General features: G+C 66.0%; 12 protein-coding genes and 1 riboswitch. Of the genes, 7 read left to right on the top strand and 5 right to left on the bottom strand.

Annotated features, from left to right (window positions below):
- The first annotated feature begins 52 nt into the window (after positions 1-52).
- The 5 genes from XnspCFBP7698_RS10615 (at position 53) to XnspCFBP7698_RS10590 (ending at position 7381) form a co-directional block, all read left to right on the top strand.
- A complete protein-coding gene (locus tag XnspCFBP7698_RS10615) occupies positions 53-2023 on the top strand; it encodes an oligopeptide transporter, OPT family (RefSeq protein ID WP_047694232.1) in 1971 nt (656 codons plus the stop codon).
- A gap of 535 nt (positions 2024-2558) precedes the next feature.
- Positions 2559-3413, top strand: a complete 855-nt coding sequence (locus XnspCFBP7698_RS10605) for a transporter (protein WP_123137416.1) — start codon at positions 2559-2561, stop codon at positions 3411-3413.
- A 145-nt stretch (positions 3414-3558) separates the two neighbouring features.
- The gene (locus XnspCFBP7698_RS10600; RefSeq protein ID WP_123137415.1) at positions 3559-5679 is read left to right on the top strand and encodes a S9 family peptidase; all 2121 of its coding nucleotides are present in this window, start codon (positions 3559-3561) and stop codon (positions 5677-5679) included.
- Positions 5680-6052: 373 nt separating this feature from the next.
- Positions 6053-6532, top strand: coding sequence for a hypothetical protein (locus tag XnspCFBP7698_RS10595; protein ID WP_104581147.1), 480 nt, complete (start codon positions 6053-6055; stop codon positions 6530-6532).
- A gap of 123 nt (positions 6533-6655) precedes the next feature.
- Complete coding sequence (locus XnspCFBP7698_RS10590; protein WP_039413302.1) at positions 6656-7381, top strand: AraC family transcriptional regulator; 726 nt, start codon at positions 6656-6658, stop codon at positions 7379-7381.
- A gap of 1237 nt (positions 7382-8618) precedes the next feature.
- Here XnspCFBP7698_RS10590 and XnspCFBP7698_RS10580 read toward each other — a convergent pair.
- The 4 genes from XnspCFBP7698_RS10580 to gcvP all read right to left on the bottom strand — a co-directional run bounded on the left by XnspCFBP7698_RS10580 (position 8619) and on the right by gcvP (position 16886).
- On the bottom strand, positions 8619-10727 hold the full coding sequence (locus XnspCFBP7698_RS10580; RefSeq protein ID WP_104580978.1) for a catalase: 2109 nt from the start codon (positions 10725-10727) through the stop codon (positions 8619-8621).
- A gap of 348 nt (positions 10728-11075) precedes the next feature.
- The gene (locus XnspCFBP7698_RS10575; protein WP_104580979.1) at positions 11076-11930 is read right to left on the bottom strand and encodes an aldo/keto reductase; all 855 of its coding nucleotides are present in this window, start codon (positions 11928-11930) and stop codon (positions 11076-11078) included.
- Positions 11931-11989: 59 nt separating this feature from the next.
- Positions 11990-13624, bottom strand: coding sequence for a carboxylesterase/lipase family protein (locus XnspCFBP7698_RS10570; protein WP_104580980.1), 1635 nt, complete (start codon positions 13622-13624; stop codon positions 11990-11992).
- 388 nt (positions 13625-14012) lie between these two features.
- Positions 14013-16886: an aminomethyl-transferring glycine dehydrogenase gene (gene gcvP, locus XnspCFBP7698_RS10565; protein ID WP_199680136.1), complete on the bottom strand. Its 2874-nt coding sequence runs from the start codon at positions 16884-16886 to the stop codon at positions 14013-14015.
- 90 nt (positions 16887-16976) lie between these two features.
- A riboswitch (glycine riboswitch) is annotated at positions 16977-17091 on the bottom strand.
- 264 nt (positions 17092-17355) lie between these two features.
- On the opposite strand from gcvP, the gene XnspCFBP7698_RS10560 reads away from it, so the two are divergent.
- Together XnspCFBP7698_RS10560 and XnspCFBP7698_RS10555 are read left to right on the top strand one after the other, a co-directional pair.
- Complete coding sequence (locus XnspCFBP7698_RS10560) at positions 17356-18609, top strand: multidrug effflux MFS transporter (RefSeq protein WP_047694244.1); 1254 nt, start codon at positions 17356-17358, stop codon at positions 18607-18609.
- 16 nt (positions 18610-18625) lie between these two features.
- On the top strand, positions 18626-19030 hold the full coding sequence (locus XnspCFBP7698_RS10555) for a hypothetical protein (RefSeq protein WP_047694246.1): 405 nt from the start codon (positions 18626-18628) through the stop codon (positions 19028-19030).
- Positions 19031-19290: 260 nt separating this feature from the next.
- On the opposite strand, the gene XnspCFBP7698_RS10550 is transcribed toward XnspCFBP7698_RS10555, so the two are convergent.
- Entirely contained in the window at positions 19291-21225 is a 1935-nt protein-coding gene (locus tag XnspCFBP7698_RS10550) for an XVIPCD domain-containing protein (protein WP_104580982.1), read from the bottom strand.
- Positions 21226-21275 lie beyond the last annotated feature (50 nt).

Here is a 21275-nt window from a genome sequence, read left to right as displayed (position 1 = left end):
CCTGCGTAGACGCTAGCGTGGTGCGGATTTTTTGCCTACAGGGGAACGCCCAATGCGCCATGACGCGCAGCCGCGCCAGCTCACTTTCCGCGCCGTCGTGCTGGCCATCGTGCTGGCGGTGGTGCTTTCGGCCGCCAACGCCTATCTCGGCCTGTTCGCCGGCCTGACCATTGCCACCGCCATTCCGGCAGCGGTGGTGTCGATGGGCGTGCTGCGCCTGCTCGGCGGCGGCACCATCCTGGAAAACAACATCGTCCAGACCGGCGCCTCGGCCGGTTCGTCGATCGCGGCGGGGGTGATCTTCACCATCCCGGCGCTGGTGATCATGGGCTACTGGCCGGACTTCAAGTACTGGTGGGTGCTGGGCATCGCCGGCATGGGCGGTCTGCTCGGCGTGCTGTTCTCGGTGCCGCTGCGGCGTTCGATGATCGTCGAAGACCCGCTGCCGTTCCCCGAAGGCAAGGCTGCGGCCGAGGTACTCAAGGCCGGTGAAAATCCTGGCCCGGGCCTGAAGATCCTGGCCGCCTCCGGCGCCATCGGCGCGCTGGTCAAGCTCGGTGCGGCCAGCGGCCTACGCGTGATCCCCGATACCTGGGCGCAGGCCACTTACCTGGGCAGCAGCCGCCTGGTTGGCTATATCGGCACCAACCTGTCGCCGGCGCTGCTGGGCGTGGGCTATATCGTCGGCCTGAATGTCGGCATCGTAGTGCTGTCCGGCTCGATCCTGTCCTGGCATATCGCCATCCCGCTGTATCAGCAGTTCTTCATGGGCAGCGATCCGGCGCTGGCGCAGAGCCTGGCCGGTGCGCCGGCCGCCGATGCGGCATTCGGCATCTGGGGCGCGAAGATCCGCTACCTCGGTGTCGGTGCGATGTTGATCGGCGGCGTGTGGACGCTGTTCTCGCTGCGCAAGTCGCTGTTTTCCGGCATCAAGAGCGGCTTTGCGGCTGCGCGCAAGAGCAGTGGCGGCGTGGTCGCCGAGACCGAGCGCGACCTGCCGATGAAGTGGATGCTGGTGGCGCTGGTGCTGTGCACGCTGCCGCTGCTGGGCCTGTACCAGGCCATCGTGCAGCAATGGCATGTGTCGATCCCGATGACTATCATCATGATCGTGGCCGGCTTCCTGTTCGTGTCGGTGTCCGGCTACCTGGCCGGGTTGATCGGTTCGTCCAACAACCCGGTTTCCGGCATCACCATCTCCACCATCCTGTTCGCATCGGCGGTGCTGGTGCTGCTGCTGGGCAAGAGCGGCCTAGTGCCGGTCGGCATCGGCGCTGCGCCGCTGGGCGCGGTGGCGGCCATCATGATCGGCGCAGTGGTGTGCTGCGCGGCGGCGGTGGGCGGTGACAACCTGCAGGATCTCAAGGCCGGCTATCTGGTTGGTGCCACGCCGTGGAAGCAGCAGTTGATGCTGGGCATCGGTGCGTTCTCGTGTGCGTTGATCATGGCGCCAGTGTTGAATCTGCTGGCCCAGGCGTATGGCATCGGCCCGGCCACGCCGCAACATCCCAATTCGCTGGGCGCGCCCCAGGCCACCTTGATGGCGTCGGTGGCCAAGGGACTGTTTGGCGGCCAGTTGCCGTGGACCATGATCGCAATCGGCGCCGGCGTCGGTGCGGCGATCATCGCGCTGGACGAATGGTTGAAGGCCACCGGCAAGCGCTTCCGCGTGCCGGTGCTGGCGGCGGCCATCGGTATCTATCTGCCGCTGGAACTGATGGTGCCGATCTTCATCGGTGGCCTGATCGCGCACCTGGTGGAGCGCTTCCACAACATCCGCGCCGACGACGAAGATGGCCGCGACCGCGTGCATCGTCCGGGCGTGCTGTTCGCCGCCGGCCTGATTACCGGCGAGGCGCTGATGGGCATCGCCATTGCCGTGCCGATCGTGCTGTCCAGCCGTGCCGATGTGCTGGCACTGCCGGCCGCCCTGCAGCTCAATCAATGGATCGGCCTGGCCATTCTCGCCCTGGTTGGCTGGCTGCTGTACCGCGTCGGCAAGCGCGGCGAACAGGCCGCCTGAGCCTGCGACAGACACGGCGCATGCGATGCATGCGCCGTCCTGGCAGGCGCGCAAGGCGACCTGCCCGCAGCGGATGTCGCTGCCATCATCTGCATCATCCCCACGCACCGCCGCTGCAAACTCCATCGACGGTCCCTGACGGCACCTCGTCGTCTGCGGCCTGTCTTTGCGCCGACTTTATGCCGGGTCCAGCGCTCATGCATAGCGCCTTTATGCCGCCGCTGCGTATCGTGCCGTCTCCCGCACGGATGATGCGCCACCACTGCCGCAAGCCTGGATCGACCCCGCTGATCTCCGCGCAATAAGCCATCGCGCCGCCGCTGCTGCCGACAAAAACGTTAGCCCAATCACACTGCGCTCCTTTCAAGGCACGGTTGCGGCCGCTTTTTGTCTGGCGAGCTCGACAGTTCGATAGGATCGACCAGACGTCGCCGTTTGGGCGGCGTGCGGTCGATCCACCTCTCCACGCGCATTCCCCCCACTCACTGCTGGCCTGTTGTGTCCTGGCCCAGCGCTCTGCCATGGAGTTACTGCAATGCTGACTGTTATTTCCGGTATTTCCGGTTCTTCTTCCCGCGCACCCCGCATCTCGCTGCTGACCATCGCCGTGGCCGGCATGCTGTGCGGCCTGGCCACTCAAGCGCAGGCGCAAGACGCCACCGAAGCGGCGCTCTGCACCGATCGGCCGACCAAGGCCAATTCCACCTGTACCGTGCCGACCGGCGCCTGGCAGCTGGAAACCGATATCGGCAGCTACACCCGCGACAGCCAGCCCGGCACACGCATCGAAACCTCGGTGTTTACCAATCCCACGCTCAAGTACGGCGTCAGCGACCGCATCGATCTGCAGCTCAACTGGGCACCACAACTGCAGGTCAAGACCACCGATCGCGCCACCGGCGCACGCAGCAGCCTGAGCGGCGGTGGCGACATCTATCTGCGCATGAAGGCGCGTTTCTACGAAAGCGACACCGCCACCGTGGCGGTCCTGCCGTTCGTCAAGGCGCCGACCGCCCGCACCGGCCTGGGCAACGACGAGTGGGAAGGCGGCGTCGCTCTGCCGATCAACTTTGCGTTGCCCAACAGCTTCTCGTTGACCTTCGGCCCGGAGCTCGACTGGTTGGCCGACAGCGATGGCAGCGGCAAGCACATCGCGGTGATCAATGCGATCAACCTGGCCCACCCGCTCACGCCGAAGCTGTCGATGGCGGTGGAGGTGTGGTCCTCGATCAACCGCGATCCTGCACAGACGGTCGAACAGTATTCGGCCGACATCGCCGCGACGTATCTGCTCAACCCGCTGTTGCAGCTGGACGTGGGCGCCAACTTCGGCCTCAACGACCGCACCCCGGACGCGCAGGTGTATGTGGGCATGTCGCACCGCTTCTGATGCGCATTGCCCGTGCCGCCCATAGGCGGCATGGGCAATGCGCGCGACGGCGTGCCGCGCCACTTCACGCCGCATGACGTCCTGCCTTTGCGCGTGCGCCGCAGCAACGCCTACCATCGGCGTTTTGCCGTTGCGGGAATTATCGATGAAGCTGCGTCACGCCGTATTGCCCTTGTGTTTGCTGGCCGCCTTGCCAGACCTTGCCGCCGCGCGCGGTTTCGATGTGCGCGACATGGTGGCGCTGGACCGGGTGTCCTCACCCACGCTCACGCCCGATGGCGGCAGCGTGCTGTTCGCCAAACGCCAGGCCAAGACCAGCAATGGCAAGCCGGCCACCAGCCTGTGGGTGCGCAATCTGCGCACGCGCGATCTGGCGCCACCCAAGCGGCTGACCCCGGAAGGCTGGAACGTCAACAGCCCGGCGTTGTCGCCCGATGGCAAGACGGTGTACTTCCTCAGCAGCAAGTCCGGCAGCCAGCAACTCTATGCGCAGCCGCTGGCCGGCGGCACCCCGCAGCAACTCACCGCCTTTGCGGTGGATGTGGACAGCTACAAGCTCTCGCCCGAGGGCAAGCGCATCGTCTTCAGTGCGGGCGTGTTCCAGGACTGCGGTTCGGACCTGGGCTGCACCAAGAAGCGGCTGGGCGAGCTCAAGAACAGCAAAGCCAGCGGCGTGGTGTACGACCAGCTCTTCGTGCGGCATTGGGACACCTGGAACGATGGCCGCCGCAATACCTTGTTCGTGGCCGACCTGCCAGCGGCAGGCGGCAAGGCCGTGGTCGGGGCGTCGGCCATCAGTGCCACGCTGGCCGGCGACGCGCCCTCCAAGCCGTTTGGCGGCAACGACGACTACACCTGGTCGCCCGATGGCAGCACCGTGGTGGCCAGTGTGCGCATCCCGCAGCCGCATGGCCCGGAAGCGGGCAAGAATGCCAAGGCCGGCGCCAAGCCCACCGGCAACGACGAGCCGTGGCAGACCAACTTCGATCTGTATCGCCTGGATGCCAGCGGCAAGTCTGCACCGGTCAACCTCACCGCGGCCAACCCGGCCTGGGATGCCGGCCCGGTGTTCAGCGCCGACGGCAAGACGCTGTACTACCGCGCCATGAAGCGCCCAGGGTTCGAGGCCGATCGCTTCGGCCTGATGGCGATGGACGTGGCCAGCGGCAAGACGCGCGAGATCGCGCCGAAGTGGGATCGCTCCGCCGGTGAGATCGTCTTGAGCGAGGACGGTACCAGCCTGTACACCAGCGCCGACGAGCTCGGCGAGCACCCGTTGTTCAAGATCGACATTGCCACCGGCACCACGACCAAGCTGGTCGGCGAGGGCGCGGTGCACGCACCGACGCTGGCCGGGACCACGCTGGCGTTTACCCGCAACTCGCTCAAGAGCGGCGACCAAATCTTCGTGAGCGACCTGCAGGGCCAGGGTTTGCGTGCGATCAGCCAGAGCGCCGGCGAGCAGCTGCCCGACGTGCAGTTCGGCGACTACGAGCAGTTCCAGTTCAAGGGCTGGAACAATGACACCGTCTACGGCTACGTGGTCAAGCCGTACAACTATCAGGAAGGCAAGACCTATCCGGTGGCGTTCCTGATCCACGGCGGGCCGCAGGGCAGCTTCGGCAATGGCTGGAGCAACCGCTGGAATCCGCAGACGTACGCCGGCCAGGGCTACGCGGTGGTGATGATCGACTTCCACGGCTCCACCGGCTATGGCCAGGAATTCACCGATGCGATCAGCCAGCACTGGGGCGACCGCCCGCTGGAAGACCTGCAAAAGGGCTGGGCCGCCGCGCAGAAGCAGTACGGCTTCCTCAATGGTGACAAGGCCTGCGCGCTGGGCGCCAGCTACGGCGGCTACATGGTCTATTGGATGGCGGGCAACTGGAATCAGCCGTGGAAATGCCTGGTCGACCACGACGGCGTGTTCGACAACCGCACCATGGGCTACGCCACCGAAGAACTATGGTTCAGCGAATGGGAAAACGGCGGCACGCCGTGGCAGAACCCGGCCGGCTACGAGAAGTTCAACCCGGTGCTGCACGTGGACAAGTGGAAGGTGCCGATGCTGGTCATCCACGGCCAGCAGGATTTCCGCATCCCGGTCGAACAGGGGCTGGCCGCGTTCACCGCGCTGCAGCGCAAGGGCATCGACTCCAAGTTCCTGTATTTCCCGGATGAGAACCACTGGGTGCTCAAGCCGGACAACAGCATCCTGTGGCACGACACCGTCAACGGCTGGTTGAAGCAGCACATCGGGCAATAAGCCGGCGATGCCGGCACGCCGCGCAATGCGGCGTGCCGGTCTGCATCGATGGGCACGCTGCAACGTTGGTTTACACACAGCAGCGCGACAAGTGTGCGCACGCAACCGCGACACATGCGGCTGCGTGCGCCAAGGTCGGCCCGCAGCATGCAGCGATCGCTGCTACAGGCGCATTGCTGTCGGGTTCGCTTACGGTCACACACGTTACGCCGAGACGAGCGCTGTCGGGTGCGCTTGCGGGCGCGCCAAACAGTGTCATGACGAAACGGCGGCTGATCGCGCACGGGCATCATCGCCCCGGCGTCATGTCGACGTGTCAAAATAGCGCTTCTTTAACTTTCCCAGTCCCTGCAGGATCGCAAGGATCTTCCGTATGCGCACGTTCGCCCGTCCCGTCCTGCTGGGCCTCGCCCTGATCTTCAGCCCTGCCTGGAGCGCCACGCCGCGGACGGCAGCTGGCGCACCTGCGCGTGTGCCGGCACCTGCGGCGCCCGTGGCCGCAGCGGAGGCGGCAGACAGCGAGCTGCTGGTGCCGCTGCCGGCAACACTGAAGTCGGGCATGAGCTACCGCGCGTTCTCGCAGGCGATTGCCGAACAGGGCTGGCAGCCGGTGGATCCGCTTGCAGCCGACAGCTGCATGGCGGCGGGCGACTGCGAAATCGAATTTGTGGCACCGGCTGCCGGCGCGCGTCTGCGCGTGCAGGTGGGGTCGCACTCGGGTGCGGCCGTGGTGCAGAGCTGGGCGGCGCGGCGCACGCCGGCCGATCGTCTGGGCGCGACGAGTGCTTCGCTCGACACCGCCAAGGCCGCTCCCGCTGCAGCCACGGCCACCGTGGCCGAAGAGCCGCGCTGACCTCCTGCAAGCCGTGCGGCCTGCGCGGCGTATCATGAAGCGGCGCGGCGATGCTGTTCGCCGAGATGGCTGCGTCGTTTTCTTGCCGCCGCGTCTTTCCTGCTCACGAGCCCACCGCCCTGCATGAAGAGCATCGATCCTGCCGATCTGGAAGCGTTGTTCGATGCCGTGCCGGACGTGCTGTTCTTCGTCAAGGATCGCGAGGGCCGCTATACCCACGTCAACCAGACCATGCTGCGGCGGCTTGGCCTGAAATCGCGCAAGGAGCTGATCGGCAAGCGCGTGGCCGAGGTATACCCGAGCGGCCTGGGTGCCAACTACGCCAACCAGGATGAGCAGGTGCTGGCCGGCGAGGTGATCGACAACCTGCTGGAGCTGCACCTGTTCGCCAACCGCGAACCGGGTTGGTGTCTCACCTGCAAACGCCCGCTGCTGGTGGATGGCAAGGTGCAGGGCATCATCGGCATCTCACGCGATCTCGGTCCGCAGGACGGGCACGAGTCGCAGTACGAAAAATTGCGGCTCGCACTGGCCTACCTCAACGCCAACTACGCGCAGAACGTGCGCATGCAGGCGCTGGTGGAAATCACCGGGTTTTCGATGTCCAAGCTGCAACGCTCGTTCCGCAAGGTGTTCCAGCTCACTCCGCAGCAGGTATTGGCAAAGTTGCGGCTGCAGATGGCCATGCATCTGCTGCACGGCGACAAGAGCCTGACCGAAATCGGCCACGCCTGCGGCTTCAGCGATCAAAGCGCGTTTGCGCGGCAATTCAAGCAGGCCGTGGGCATGACGCCGCGCGAGTATCGTGCGCTGGCGAATGCGCAACGGTTTGCTGTCGAAGCGGTGTAGAGCTGCAGACCACACGACTGCACCGCTGTGGAGTATGCGTGGCTAGTTCCAGCATCTCTCTTCCAATGTTCAACATCTAAACGATGGGTCGGTCGAGGGCGCGGTGCCCTCACCGCTCGCGGGACACGCCGTGAATCCGTCCGTGGAGGCTCGGTGGCGGCATCCATGCCGCCACACGGTCCCGCAATTCGCGAGGGCACCGCACCAGACAGTGTGCTGGCGACGTCGTTGAAGGACGAAAGCACCGCACCGGATAGTTGGCTGATGGTTTTGTTGAAGAGCGAAGAATCCACGCCACGCGACTTGCCGATCGCTTATCAAAGCGCTGCGCATCAACTAAACACCGCGCATCGACCATCTCCACTGGTCCTTGCCCGCCCACCGTCGCGGGACCCTTGGCGGCATGGATGCCGCCACGGAGCTTACATGGACGTACTTGCAGCGTGTCCTGCGATGGTGGGCGGGCAGGGGCCCTGCAGCAAAATGCAGAGCTAGCACTCCGCAGCTGATCTTCCGCGCTGTCAACGTACTTCATGGCGATCAGCATCGGCGTTCTGGTCTTGCTGGTTCAGTCAAACGCTGAGTCGATCGAGGGCGCGGTGCCCTCACCGCTTGCGGGACACGCCGCAAGTACGTCCCTGTAGGCTCGGTGGCGGCATCCATGCCGCCACACGGTCCCGCAATCGGCGAGGGCACCGCACCAGACAGTGTGCTGGTGACGTCGTTGAAGGACGAAAGCACCGCACCGGATAGTTGGCTGATGGTTTTGTTGAAGAGCGAAGAAGCCACACCACGCGACTTGCCGATCGCTTATCAAAGCGCTGCGCATCAACTAAACACCGCGCATCGACCATCTCCACTGGTCCTTGCCCGCCCACCGTCGCGGGACCCTTGGCGGCATGGATGCCGCCACGGAGCTTACAGGGACGTACTTGCAGCGTGTCCTGCGATGGTGGGCGGGCAAGGGCCCTGCAGCAAAATGCAGAGGTGGCACTCCGCAGCTGATCTTCCGCGCTGTCACGTACTCCATGGCGATCAGCATCAGCATCAGCGTCTTGCAGGTTCAGCCAAATGCGGCGTCGATCGAGGGCGCGGTGGCCTTGACCCATGCAATCAACAGCAAGCTCAACGCCTCCGGCGATGCATCTTCATCGCTGCCTTGCGGAAACAACTTGGGCGCGAAACGGCTACTGGAAAGCCGCCCGCGCCCAAGCCTGCATCTGCCAACCAGCCGCGATTACGCCAGCATGCGCACCTTCGGCTCGCGTGCCCACTGGCGGGTCTTTGCCGCCGCGATGAAGGCCTTGGTATCGGCGGCAGAAACGATGCCCGCGTCCTTGCCGACGTTGCCGGCCTTGAGCAGCAGTTGCGCACCGTCGTCGAAGGCGATCGCCTTCAGATGCGCCCAGGCGTTGCTGACGAAATCCAGCGCCGCCGATTCGTTGGTCAATGCCTTGGCCGCTTCCGACGACAGCAACACCGCCACCGCATCGAAGATGATCGACGGGGTGCCGGCCAGCTGGCCATCGGCCGCCAGTTGCTTGCCATCGCTGAGCTTGGCGCCACCCAGTTTGGGTGCCACGATCTTGACCGTGGCGCCGGCCGCTTCCGCCGCCTTGCGCACTGCCTTGATCGCCGCAGCATCCGAGCCGTCGTGGATCAGGATGCCGACCGTGCGGCCTTGCAGGGTGTCCTTCATCTTGCCGATCAGCTGCAACGCCGGCGACAACGGCATATCGGTGGGCGCAACGGCCGTCGGCGGCGCGGGTGGCAGCGTGGTCATGCCCATGCCGTCGGCCACGCGCTTGGCCAGGCTTTCATCGATGTGGCGCAGATGGCCGACAACAGCCTCGCGCACGTGCGCGGTTTCGACCTTGGACAGTTCAAACACCAGCGCCGATGCCACGTGTGCCTGCTCCGGTGCGGTCTGGCTGCGGAAGAACATGCGCGCCTGGCTGTAATGATCGGCAAAGCTGTCCGCACGCACGCGGCCCTTGGCGCCATCCTCGGCGGGCGTGGCGTGGCTGGGGAATCCACGCAGCGCCTCGCGCGGCGCATCTGCCTGCAGCGAGCTCGGTTCATAGGCCACGCGGCCCTTCGGCACGCCCATCTGCATGTGGCCATCGCGTTGGTTGTTGGCGAACGGGCACTTGGGTGCGTTGATCGGAATCTGGTGAAAATTCGGCCCGCCCAGGCGGCTCAGCTGGGTGTCCAGATACGAGAACAGCCGCCCCTGCAGCAGCGGATCGTTGCTGAAGTCGATGCCGGGCACGATGTTGGCCGGGCAGTACGCCACCTGCTCGGTCTCGGCAAAGAAGTTGTCCGGCCAGCGGTCCAATACCATGCGCCCGACGATCTGCAGCGGCACCAGTTCTTCCGGAATGACCTTGGTCGAATCCAGGTGGTCGAACGGGAATGCCTCGGCCTCGGCCTCGGTGAACAGCTGCACGCCCAATTCCCATTCCGGGAAGTCGCCGTTCTGGATCGCTTCGAACAGGTCGCGGCGCTGGAAGTCCGGGTCGGCGCCGGCGATCTTCACCGCCTCGTCCCAGATGGTCGATTGCAGGCCAAGCTTGGGACGCCAATGGAATTTGACGAAGGTGCTCTCGCCCTTCTCATTGAGGAAGCGGAAGCTGTGAATGCCGAAGCCTTCGATCATGCGCAGCGAGCGCGGAATGGTGCGGTCGCTCATCGCCCACATGATCATGTGCATCGATTCGGGCGTCAGCGAGATGAAGTCCCAGAAGGTGTCGTGCGCACTGGCGGCCTGCGGGAAGCCGCGGTCCGGCTCCATTTTCACCGCATGGATCAGGTCCGGGAACTTCATCGCGTCCTGGATGAAGAACACCGGGATGTTGTTGCCTACCAGATCCCAATTGCCTTCCTTGGTGTAGAACTTCACCGCGAACCCGCGCACATCGCGCGGCGTATCCACCGAGCCGGCGCCGCCTGCAACAGTAGAAAAGCGGGTAAACAACGGGGTTTTTTCGCCGACCTCGGTAAAGATCTTGGCGGTGGTGTATTGGCTCAGCGACTTGGTCAGCTCGAAGTAGCCGTGCGCGGCACTGCCACGTGCATGCACGATGCGCTCGGGGATACGCTCGTGATCGAAGTGGGTGATTTTTTCGCGCAGGATGAAATCTTCCAGCAACGTCGGGCCGCGTGGCGTTGCGCGCAGCGAGTTCTGGTTGTCGCCAACCGGGATGCCCTGGTTGGTGGTCAGTTGCGGATGGGTACCGCCGGCCTTCTGGTGCAACTCATCGCCAGTGCCGCGCGACACATCGGAGGTGGCGCTTGCAGGTGCGACGGCAGGAACCTGCGCGGATTTACTGGGGGACTTGGCCATGGGGACTCCACTCTGGCGGGCTTGGGATGCGGGCTGAGCAATAAAGCCTGGGAGTGGCGCTGTTAATTGCATGTGTCTGCATGCGAACGAATACTCACACGTGCAGTGAACATCGGACTGTGTCGCACTTGCATCCTGCACCGGTCACGCAAAGCGCGTCGCCGTGTAGCTGCGTAACAGCGAACGCGACCATTGCGTTGTCAGATCGGCGACGAAACGTCGTAAGCAGTCGGCACGTGGGTGCGGGCACGCGAAGGATCGGCAGTAGTTGAGTGGTGTATGCCACACCGAGCGCCGAGCACCGAGCGCGCCCGCACGCCGCGCGCGCGCTCGCTTTGTCCGCCGCTCTTAGAGCAGATCCAGCGGCTGCTTGCGCGTGGGTGGCGCAAAGGCGCGATCGAGCTCTGCAAGATCTTGCGCGTCCAGCTGCAGCGTGCACGCGGCGGCGTTGGCGCGCACATGTGCAGGCGTTCCGGATTCGGGAATGGCGATGACAGTGCCGCTACGGATGGCCCACGCAAGCGCCACTGCCGTTGCCGCCACACCGCGGCGCTGGCCGATCGCGTGCAGGACCAGGTGGTCCAGCAACGCGCGGCTGCCAAGTGGCGAATACGCCATCACCGTCACATCGTGCGCGGCGCACCACGGCAATAGATCGAATTCGATGCCACGGCTGCCAGCGTGATACAGCACCTGGTTGACCAGGCAATGCGAGCCGCCGTCGATCGCCCATAACTCTTCCATGTCATCGACATCGAAGTTCGACACGCCCCAATCGCGGATCTTGCCGGCGTCGCGCAGCGCTTCGAACGCGTCCACCACCTCGGCCAGGTTGCTGCCGCCGCGCCAGTGCAGCAGGTACAGGTCCAGCGTCCGCACCCCCAGCCGTTGCAGGCTGGCTTCGCAGGCACGCGCAATCCCGCGTGCGCTGGCATTGCTGGGCAGTACCTTGGACACCATGTAGGGCGGCTGCGCGCTGCTGATGGCCTGGCCGATCAATTGTTCCGAGCGGCCATTGCCATACATCTCGGCGGTGTCGATCAGCTGCATGCCCAATTGCTGCCCGAGTTGCAGCGCTTCGATCTCCTGATGCGGCGCATGCCGGCCCTGGCCCAGGTTCCAGGAGCCCAACCCTAATGCCGGCACGCTGCGCCCGTTGCGCAGGCGCACTTGCGCGCAGGTGGATGGAGAGGCTTCGGACATGGCTGGCTCCTGTCGCGTTGGAATGAAAGTGACGGCTGCGTTATACCGACGTCGCCGCGTCAGTGCGACGATGGCTGCAGCGATGTTGCCGCAGTGTCTGCATGCGCATCCCAGAACGCACAACGATGACGCTGCACGAAGTCCGGCGTTGCGCCGATCCTGTGCGGCGACAGCGTCAGCGGCGAATCGCCGTCGAAGCGCGGCCACTGCGGCCGCTTGCCGCCATTAGGATTGCCGGTGCGCGCGAACGCACCCCAGTAATCCTGCAGCGTATTGGAAAGTGCCTGCTGCGCCGGACTGAACTGCGCATCGCCGCTAAGCACCCACGGGCGCTGAAACAGATACACCAGTTCAGAGGCATGAAAGGCACCCAAGGCGGGCGAAAACGGCAGGCGCAACAAGCCATACGGTGCCTGCGGGTCGTCGAACTCGTACGCGTACACCGGCGCATGCGTACGCAAGGCCTGCCCGAGCCGACGCGTGGGACAGGCGAAGCCGCCATCGGTGACGATATCGGCGAATGCCTCCCAGCGCGATTGCGCGGCGACATCCGCGTAGTGCGCCAGGATCGGGCCAGGCGAGGCATGCATGCGCTGCACGCGCGCTGCATAGCCGCTGCGCAGGTTGAGCTTGCCGATGTAGGACAGCAGCTGCGCAAACAGACGTCCTTCGTCGCGATTGTTGCCGATCAGCACCGGCACCTGCGCATGCTGGCCGCTGGCAATTGCGGCGGCCGGCGGCAGCGGCAACACCTCGCCACCGGACATCGGCGCCCACGCATCGCTGCCGGTTAGCCCGCGTCGTTGTGGTTTTGCATCGGCCAGCGTGTCCGCAGGAAGCGCGCGCAGGCATGCGGCGATATCGCTGGTCTGCGCGCAGCCCAGACTCTGCGCCATGCGCGCGCCGCCGCTTTCTGCTTCGCGCTGCGGTACGCTGGAATCGCTCGCCAGGCAACTGCCGCTTTGCAGGATGGCGCGTTGAAACAAGCCGGCTGCACTGGGCGAGGCAAGCTGATAACAGATGCTCCACGCACCGGCCGATTCGCCGAACACGGTGACGTTGTGCGCGTCGCCGCCGAACGCTGCGATATTGCGTTGCACCCAGCGCAAGGCCGCCTGCTGATCAAGCAATGCATAAGCGCCTTCGCCTTCGCCACGCAGACGCGGGTGCGCGTAGAACCCGAACACACCCAGCCGGTAGTTGGGCGCCACCACGATGACGTCCTGCCGCGCGGCCAACGCGCTCAGGTCGTAGTCGACATTGCTGCCCAGCTCCAGCGCGCCGCCATAGATCCACACCATCACCGCGCGTGGATGCGCAGGTGCGGGGCCGGGCGGTGCGTAGACGTTGAGCGTGAGGCAATCTTCGGAAACATGCTTCTGTCCGAACCGATAGCGCGGCAGGCAGGCGGGCCCGGCCTGGGTGGCATCGCGGACCTGGGTCCATGCGGCCAACGGTTGCGGCGCGCGGAAGCGCAGTGCGCCCACCGGCGGCGCTGCAAACGGCACGCCCAAAAATGCCCGGCCTTGCGCACTGGCAACGCCACGCACCGGGCCGGTTGCGGTCTGCACCACCTCGGCACGCGCATCGGGCGCATGCACCAGCGCCGGCACCTCGCCAGGACGACGCGGTGCGCAGCCGACCAGCAGGCAGGCTGCCATCAACACGGCGCCAAGAGAGTTCAGTTCACGCATGCGCTAGGGTTCGCTGTGGGGGGAGAGCGTTCGCCATCATCCGCATGGCACGTGTAGGCCAGGCAAACGAGAGAGCGGTGTGCGCGCGCCGCGCTGCGGAGCGGATGGCGTAGCGTGAGCCGGCGCGTGCGCCGCATGGCCGTTCAATCGCGCTGTTGCGGGCATGCGTCGATTCTCAGCCCGACGTGGATGCTTTTGGCGATCAGATCCAGAGCGAGAGCCGCGCTGCAATCTGCCGACGCAGCATGCTTGCAGCCGGCAGCGAAACCGCAGTGCTGCGGCCGCCAGCTGAAGTACGCATCGCTCATTGGCGTCCGTGCGCAGCGCATTAAAAAAACCCGGCCGTGTGACCGGCCGGGTTTTCGGTTGACCGTCGCTGGTGTGCCGCTCAGGCTTCGGCGTCTTCCTTGTACGCGTCCACCGGGATGCAGGCGCACATCACGTTCTTGTCGCCATAGACGTTGTCCACGCGCGCCACCGGCGGCCAGTACTTCTGCTGCTTCAGGCTGGGCAGCGGGAAGGCGGCCAGTTCGCGCGGGTAGGCATGGGTCCACTCGCTGGCCGAGACCTGCGTGGCAGTGTGCGGGGCGTGCTTGAGCGGGTTGTCCTCGCGGTCCAGGCGGCCGTCTTCGATGGCGCGGATCTCTTCTCGGATCTGGATCATCGCGTCGATGAAGCGGTCCAGCTCATGCTGCGATTCGCTTTCGGTGGGTTCCACCATCAGCGTGCCGGCGACCGGGAAGCTCAACGTCGGCGCGTGGAAGCCGAAGTCGATCAACCGCTTGGCAATGTCTTCGGCGCCGATGCCGCTGGTCTTCTCCAGCGGGCGCACGTCGAGGATGCACTCATGCGCCACCAGCCCGTTGCGGCCGGTGTACAGCGTCTTGTAGTGCGGGGCCAGGCGCTTGGCGATGTAGTTGGCATTGAGCAGGGCCACCTGCGTGGCCTTGCGCAGGCCGGCGCTGCCCATCATGGTCACGTACATCCAGCTGATCGGCAGGATGGAGGCAGAGCCATAGCTGGCCGCGCTGACCATGCCCACATCGCCTTCGCCGCCCAGCGTGCGCGGCAAAAAGGGTGCGAGGTGCGACTTGACCGCACACGGGCCCACGCCCGGGCCGCCGCCGCCGTGCGGAATGCAGAAGGTCTTGTGCAGGTTCAAATGCGACACGTCCGAGCCCCACTTGCCGGGCTTGGCCACGCCGACCAGCGCGTTCATGTTGGCGCCGTCGGTGTAGACCTGGCCGCCATGCGCATGCACGGCTTCGCAGATCGCCACCACGTCTTCTTCGAACACGCCGTGGGTGGACGGGTAGGTGATCATCAGCGCAGCCAGGCGGTCGGAATATTTCTCCGCCTTGGCGCGGATGTCTTCGACATCGACGTTGCCGTTGGCATCGCACTTGGTGACCACCACGGTCATGCCGCACATCTGTGCGGAGGCCGGGTTGGTGCCGTGTGCGGATTCCGGGATCAGGCAGATGTCGCGATGCGCCTCACCGCGCGCGCGGTGATAGGCACGGATCGCCAGCAGGCCGGCGTACTCGCCCTGCGCGCCGGAATTGGGCTGCAGGCTTACCGCGTCGTAGCCGGTGCATTCGACCAGCATCGCTTCCAGCTCGTCGATCAGCTGCGCGTACCCGGCCGACTGTTCGGCCGGGGCTAGCGGATGGATCGCGCCGAACTCCGGCCAGGTCACCGGGATCATTTCGGCGGTGGCGTTGAGCTTCATGGTGCAGCTGCCCAGCGGGATCATGGTGCGATCCATCGCCAGGTCCTTGTCGGCCAGCGAACGCATGTAGCGCAGCAGTTCGTGCTCGCTGTGGTGGGTGTTGAACACCGGGTGGGTCAGGAACGGCGTCGTGCGCAGCAGGCCTGGCGGCAGTGCATCGGCGGTGGCGGCATCCAGCGCGTCCACATCGGCCGTGGCACCGAACAGCTGCGCCAGCGCGACCACGTCGGCGCGCGTTGTGGTTTCGTCCAGGCTGATGCCGACCGCTTCGCTGTCGATGGCGCGCAGGTTGATGCCGGCCGCACGCGCGCGGGCGTGGATGGCGTCGGCATCGATTGTCTTGACGTGCAGGGTGTCGAAGAAATGCTCGCCCACGGTGACGCCGGCGCTGCGCAGTGCGGCAGCCAGGATCGTCGCCAGGCGATGGGTGCGGCGCGCGATGCGGGTCAGGCCATCGGGGCCGTGGTAGACCGCGTACATCGACGCCATCACCGCCAGCAGCACCTGCGCGGTGCAGATATTGGAGGTGGCCTTCTCGCGGCGGATATGTTGCTCGCGGGTCTGCAGGGTCAAGCGATACGCCGGGTTGCCGGCGGCATCGATCGACACACCGATCAGGCGGCCCGGCATCGAACGCTTGTAGGCATCGCGGCAGGCCATGAAGGCCGCATGCGGGCCACCAAAGCCGAACGGCACGCCGAAGCGCTGCGAATTGCCGACCACGATGTCCGCGCCCCATTCGCCGGGGGCGGCGATCAGGGTGAGCGCAAGCAGGTCGGTGGCCACTGCGACCAGGCCGCCCTGTGCATGCACCGCCTCGGCCAGCGCGGCGTGATCGCCGATATGCCCGAAGCTGTCCGGGTACTGCAGCAGCACGCCGAAGCATTCGGCCTGCAGCGCTTCGTCCGGCGTACCCACGCGCAGCACGATGCCCAGCGGCTCGGCGCGCGTGCGCAGCAGTTCCTGCGTCTGCGGATGCACCGCGTCGTGCACGAAGAAGATGTCGGACTTCGATTTGGCCGAACGCTTGGCCAGCGTCATCGCTTCGGCCGCGGCGGTGGCTTCGTCCAGCAATGAGGCGTTGGCGATCTGCATGCCGGTCAGATCCGCGCACAGGGTCTGGAAGTTGATCAGCGCTTCCATGCGGCCCTGCGAGATCTCCGCCTGGTAGGGCGTGTACGCGGTGTACCAGGCCGGGTTTTCCAGGATGTTGCGCAGGATCACCTTGGGCGTATGGGTGCCGTAATAGCCCTGGCCGATGAAGGTGCGCTGCACCTGGTTCTTGCCGGCGATGGCGCGGATCTTGGCCAGCGCTTCTTCTTCGGTGATCGCATCGGGCAGTGCCAGCGCGGCCGGCGACTTGATGTTGCCCGGCACGATGGCGTCGGTGAGCGCATCCAGCGAGGCGTGGCCGACCACCTCCAGCATCTGCGCGATTTCCGCGTCGTTGGGGCCGATATGGCGTTCGACGAACGCGCCGTGGTGTTCGAGGTCGCGCAAGGAAGACGGGGTCTGGGACATGGCGGGCATCCGGGGCAGGGGACAGACGAATGGTCGACGCGTCCCGCAGCCGGCCCGGCGCGCATGGCGCACCGCGACCCGCCGTAGCGACGGTCTTCCTCGCGCCCCTCTGTCCTTTTGCCTGAGAGTTTAAAAACGCGGCATGGCGACTGGCCTGCCTGCGTTCCGTGCCCCTTCGGCGCCGGCATCGGCCGGTCTCTCCAGAGTTGTACTGCGGATGGTATCGGGCCTGAGCGATTACGGGCTGTTGCGCCTTCGGCAGCGGCAGTGCCGCTTCTCCCACCGTGTTGCCGGCCGATTATAGCGTGGCTGCGCATGCTGGCGGGCCCGCGTGGGTCGCCGGCAACGGCCCGTGCACTTGGGTTTGCTTAACCTCGCCGGCGCAAGCGCCTATCATCGGCGCCCTCACGCGCTATCCGGTGCCGCCCCCGGCGGATGCCGGCGTGCGTCCCGGATGCATCACGTTTCGGATCCCTGCATGACCCCCACCACGCCCTCCACCCGGCGCATGGCGCTGCTGCTCGCCGGGCTGGCGATGTTCGGCCCGTTTTCCATCGACACCATCTTCCCGGCGTTCTCGCGGCTCAGCCGCAGCCTGGCGGTGGACCAGGTGGCGATCCAGCAGACCATCAGCGTCTACCTGCTGGCCTATGGCGTGATGAGCATCGCGCACGGGCCGCTGTCCGATGCCTGGGGCCGCAAGCGGGTGATCCTGGGCGGGTTGGTGCTGTTCATTGCCGGGTCGATCGGCTGCGCGCTGTCGCAGGACCTGCCCACGTTGCTGGCGTTCCGCGCCTTGCAGGGCCTGTCGGCCGGGGTGGGCATGATCGTCGGGCGGGCGGTGATCCGCGACCTGTTCCATGGCCCGGATGCGCAGCGGCTGATGAGCCAGGTGTCGATGATCTTCGGCATCGCGCCGGCCATCGCGCCGATCATCGGCGGCTGGATCCTGCTCAGCGGTGCCGGCTGGCCGCTGATCTTCTGGTTTCTGGTGGTGTTCGGGCTGGTGCTGCTGGTGGCCACCATGACCTGGCTGCCGGAAACCCACCCGGTGGAGGCACGCACACCGCTGCAGTTCAAGCGCCTGCTGCAGGATTACGTGCGCATCGGCTTCAATCCGCGCTTCCAGCGGCTGGCCGCGGCCGGGTCGTTCAATTTCGCCGGCATCTTCCTGTACATCGCCTCGGCGCCGGTGCTGATCATGCAGCACCTGCATCTGGGCGAGGGCGACTTCGCCTGGCTGTTCATTCCCACCATCGGCGGCATGACGCTGGGTTCGTTCCTGTCCGGGCGCATGGCCGGGCGCATGCAGCCGGTGCGGCAGATCCGCATCGGCTTCATCTGCTGCGGTGTTGCAGCGCTCGCCAACCTGGGCTACACCTTGTCGGTGGCGCAGATCGCGCTGCCCTGGGCGGTGCTGCCGATCTTCCTGGCCGGCGTCGGCATGGCGCTGATCTTCCCGATCCTGGCACTGGCCGTGCTGGACATGTACCCGCAACAGCGCGGGCTGGCGTCCTCGCTGCAGGCCTTTACCCAGTTGATGACCAATACGGTGGTGGCCGGCGTGCTGTCGCCGCTGCTGAGTGAACACCCGCGGCATCTGGCAATCGGCATGACCGGTTTTTTCTTGCTGGGCTGGCTATTCTGGCGCTGGGAGCGCCGCAGCGGCCGCCGTCTACGGCACCGCCAGGCCACCGAGGCAGTGCCTCTGGAGCCGGCCGACCACCTTTGACCCCACAGGAGCCCGCATGTCCACCGATTCCAAGTTGCGCCGCGATGCCCGCAAACGCGCCGCCGAGCGCCAGCGCAACCAGGCTGCCGCCAAGGCCACGGCCGACTCGCCGATCGAACCGCATGCAGAACTCCGCGACCAGCAACGCACCCTGCTGGCCGGTATCGTCCGGCGCGACGGCGAATGGGTGCTGGGCATGGACGGCCGCATCGCCGGCGAAAGCACCAGCGCCGCGCAGGTGCTGGCGCTGATCATGCGCGCCGCCGAACTGCACGAACGCCAGGGCACGCCGGTGCGCCTGACCTACTCGGACGCGCTGAAAGATGCCGCGCACGCCGAAGCCCAGGCCGACGGCATGGAGTTCGAGCAATTCAAGACCAAGTTGAGCGAACGCTTGCAGGGTGGCGCCAAGCTCAATTGAGCCACGCTCGCCGTGTGCCTTCGCTGGCGCCTTGAGGTATGCGGCGTTTAGAACGGGTCACCGGGTTGCGGTGCCTGCTGCAAGGATGTGCAGCAGGCCGGTGTTAGATCTGCTGCCTGGCAGGTGCATCGCGCGGTATCACCGGCCAGCCAGCAGACCATCGTTTCCGTCCAGCGCACCGGGCCAACATCGCGGTTGGCCATGCGTGTCTTCGAACGTTTTCGACCGGGGAATCCAGGTGCAGCCCCCAGCGCGCAGTCTCAGCGCGCCTGCGCCTGTCGCTGCGTTTCCTGCTGCGATGCCTGCGTCTGCGTAGCGGCATCGCGCTCCGTGCTGGGTTCCAGCGCCTGCAGGCGTTGCAGGCTGTTGGCGATGGGCTCCTCCTGCACAGCCTTGGCGTCGAAGCTGCCCCGCAGATGCGCTGGCGAGTCGAGCGCTCCCTGCACCACGAACCCGCGCGCGGGATCGTTGCCGAGTAGCACGTGATCGACCCGCTGCAAGCCATTTTCGCGTGCGGCTACCACCGACCCCAAGGCCAGGCGTTCGCTGTCCATCCCGGCCGCGGGGCCGGGTGCCGCCTGCAGGCGCTCCACTGCCGCCGTGCATTGCTGCAGCAACGCATGATCCGGGTGCGTTGCATCGCGCGGGTCCGGGAGCGTCGGGGTGGCGTCCGTCGGTCGCGGCAGTACGGTGGCATCCACACGCTGCAGCTGGCCGTCGTATGTTCCGTCGGCACCGTCGGCGATGCGCTGCAGCCGCTCGGCAAACCCATAAGGCGATCCACCCACATTGCGTGCCATCGCGATTGCGAACTGCTCGGGCGACTGCGACGGGGCGTTGCGGTCGCCGACCAGCGCCGTCAGCGCGCTGCCGCCGATCTTGCCGGCGTCGGCGCTGGCGCGGGTCTGCTCCAGCAGCGCCTGCATCTGCACCTCGCCGAACTCCAGCGTGGTTTTCTGCCCTGGCGCGATTGCGCCAGTGCCCGCCATGTCGCCGCTCAACGCGCTGTTGAGGGTCTGCGCGATCGCCTTTTCCTCGCTGGCCTCGTTGCGCCCGCCCAGGCGCTGCAACAAGCCCGGCGCGGCCACATCGCCATCGATCTCGAAACGGTAGCTGCGCTGCTCCACGCGTTCGGCATCGTTGCCGTCGTACTGGCGCACGATCGTCAGCGGCACGTTGTCGCCGTACTGCAGCTGTTGCACCACGGTGTAGCCGTCCTGGCCCGGCGTGCTGATGCGCACCTGGCTGCCTTGGTTGCGGTTGCCGGCGACATCGGCGCTGAGCGGGCCCAGTTCCAGCTGCAGACGCTGCTGCGAGCTGAAATTGATCCTTTCCAGCGTCTGCATTTCATCGACGCCGGGCACGCCCGGGGCAATCTTGCCCTCGCGCACGAACGCGCCCATGGCCGCAAGCGCACGCGGATCGGCCAGGTCGAATTGCGCGCTGTGCACCTGCGACTGGCCCAGCGAGTCGGCGCGCCCGAGCAGGGCCTGCGCCGGTCCGGCCTTGATGCCCAACGCATTCACCGCCTCGATCGCCGCGTTCGGCCCAGTCACCACCCGCACGTGGCGCTCGTCGACGCGTTCGATCATGTAGCTGCGGCCGCTGGCTTCGGTGATCTCGCTCTGCGTGGTCAGCGATCGCAGGCTTGCCGAGGATTCGCGCTGCACAAAAGTCTGTGTGTCCATCACCGCGCGTGCGCCGATCGGAAGGCTCTCCGGCTGCAGCGGATTGACTTGCCTGGCGGCTTCCAGCGGTTGATCGACACCGGGTAGCGTCACTACGTAGCGCATGCGCTGCCCGGCACTGGTGCCTGCCTCGATGCTCAGCTTGCTGTCGCCGAGCTTGGATTGCAGGCGTTGGTGCTGGCCGGTCTGTGCGTCGGCCTCAAGGCTGAAGGTGGTGGTCTTTGCATCGGCATCGCTGAGCATGCCTGCGCTCAGCGCGCCGCCGCGGCGCAGGCTGGTCTCGCCCAGTGGCTGCGTCGGGCTGCCGCTGCTCTGCTCGCTGGTCTGCGAAACTTTGGCCGACTGCTCTGCCGGGGTGACCGAGACGGTGCCGCTTCCCACCTTCGCCGCGTATTCGCTGTTGGAGCTGCTGTAGGTCGGGTCGAACGCGCGATCGTTCGCATCGTCGATGAACTGCGTGTTGCGGTCCACATCGCGCGCGTCCGGGCCGGTGGAGGCGTTGCTCATTAGGATGCTTCCTGCATGCTGCGCCTGTGCAGCGGGGGCGCAGTATATCG

Source organism: Xanthomonas sp. CFBP 7698, from assembly GCF_003600855.1.
GTDB classification, from domain to species: domain Bacteria; phylum Pseudomonadota; class Gammaproteobacteria; order Xanthomonadales; family Xanthomonadaceae; genus Xanthomonas; species Xanthomonas cannabis.
The sequence above is the reverse complement of the archived record's forward strand: the minus strand, read 5'-3'. Positions and strand labels throughout refer to the sequence as shown.

What these genes read in the sequence shown, in the direction of transcription:
- XnspCFBP7698_RS10555 (WP_047694246.1), top strand. Translation starts at nt 18,626, where the DNA reads ATGTCCACCGATTCCAAGTTGCGCCGCGATGCCCGCAAACGCGCCGCC.
- XnspCFBP7698_RS10605 (WP_123137416.1), top strand. Translation starts at nt 2,559, where the DNA reads ATGCTGACTGTTATTTCCGGTATTTCCGGTTCTTCTTCCCGCGCACCC.
- XnspCFBP7698_RS10550 (WP_104580982.1), bottom strand. Translation starts at nt 21,225, where the DNA reads ATGAGCAACGCCTCCACCGGCCCGGACGCGCGCGATGTGGACCGCAAC.
- XnspCFBP7698_RS10560 (WP_047694244.1), top strand. Translation starts at nt 17,356, where the DNA reads ATGACCCCCACCACGCCCTCCACCCGGCGCATGGCGCTGCTGCTCGCC.
- XnspCFBP7698_RS10615 (WP_047694232.1), top strand. Translation starts at nt 53, where the DNA reads ATGCGCCATGACGCGCAGCCGCGCCAGCTCACTTTCCGCGCCGTCGTG.
- XnspCFBP7698_RS10590 (WP_039413302.1), top strand. Translation starts at nt 6,656, where the DNA reads ATGAAGAGCATCGATCCTGCCGATCTGGAAGCGTTGTTCGATGCCGTG.
- XnspCFBP7698_RS10595 (WP_104581147.1), top strand. Translation starts at nt 6,053, where the DNA reads ATGCGCACGTTCGCCCGTCCCGTCCTGCTGGGCCTCGCCCTGATCTTC.
- gcvP (WP_199680136.1), bottom strand. Translation starts at nt 16,886, where the DNA reads ATGCCCGCCATGTCCCAGACCCCGTCTTCCTTGCGCGACCTCGAACAC.
- XnspCFBP7698_RS10580 (WP_104580978.1), bottom strand. Translation starts at nt 10,727, where the DNA reads ATGGCCAAGTCCCCCAGTAAATCCGCGCAGGTTCCTGCCGTCGCACCT.
- XnspCFBP7698_RS10575 (WP_104580979.1), bottom strand. Translation starts at nt 11,930, where the DNA reads ATGTCCGAAGCCTCTCCATCCACCTGCGCGCAAGTGCGCCTGCGCAAC.
- XnspCFBP7698_RS10600 (WP_123137415.1), top strand. Translation starts at nt 3,559, where the DNA reads ATGAAGCTGCGTCACGCCGTATTGCCCTTGTGTTTGCTGGCCGCCTTG.
- XnspCFBP7698_RS10570 (WP_104580980.1), bottom strand. Translation starts at nt 13,624, where the DNA reads ATGCGTGAACTGAACTCTCTTGGCGCCGTGTTGATGGCAGCCTGCCTG.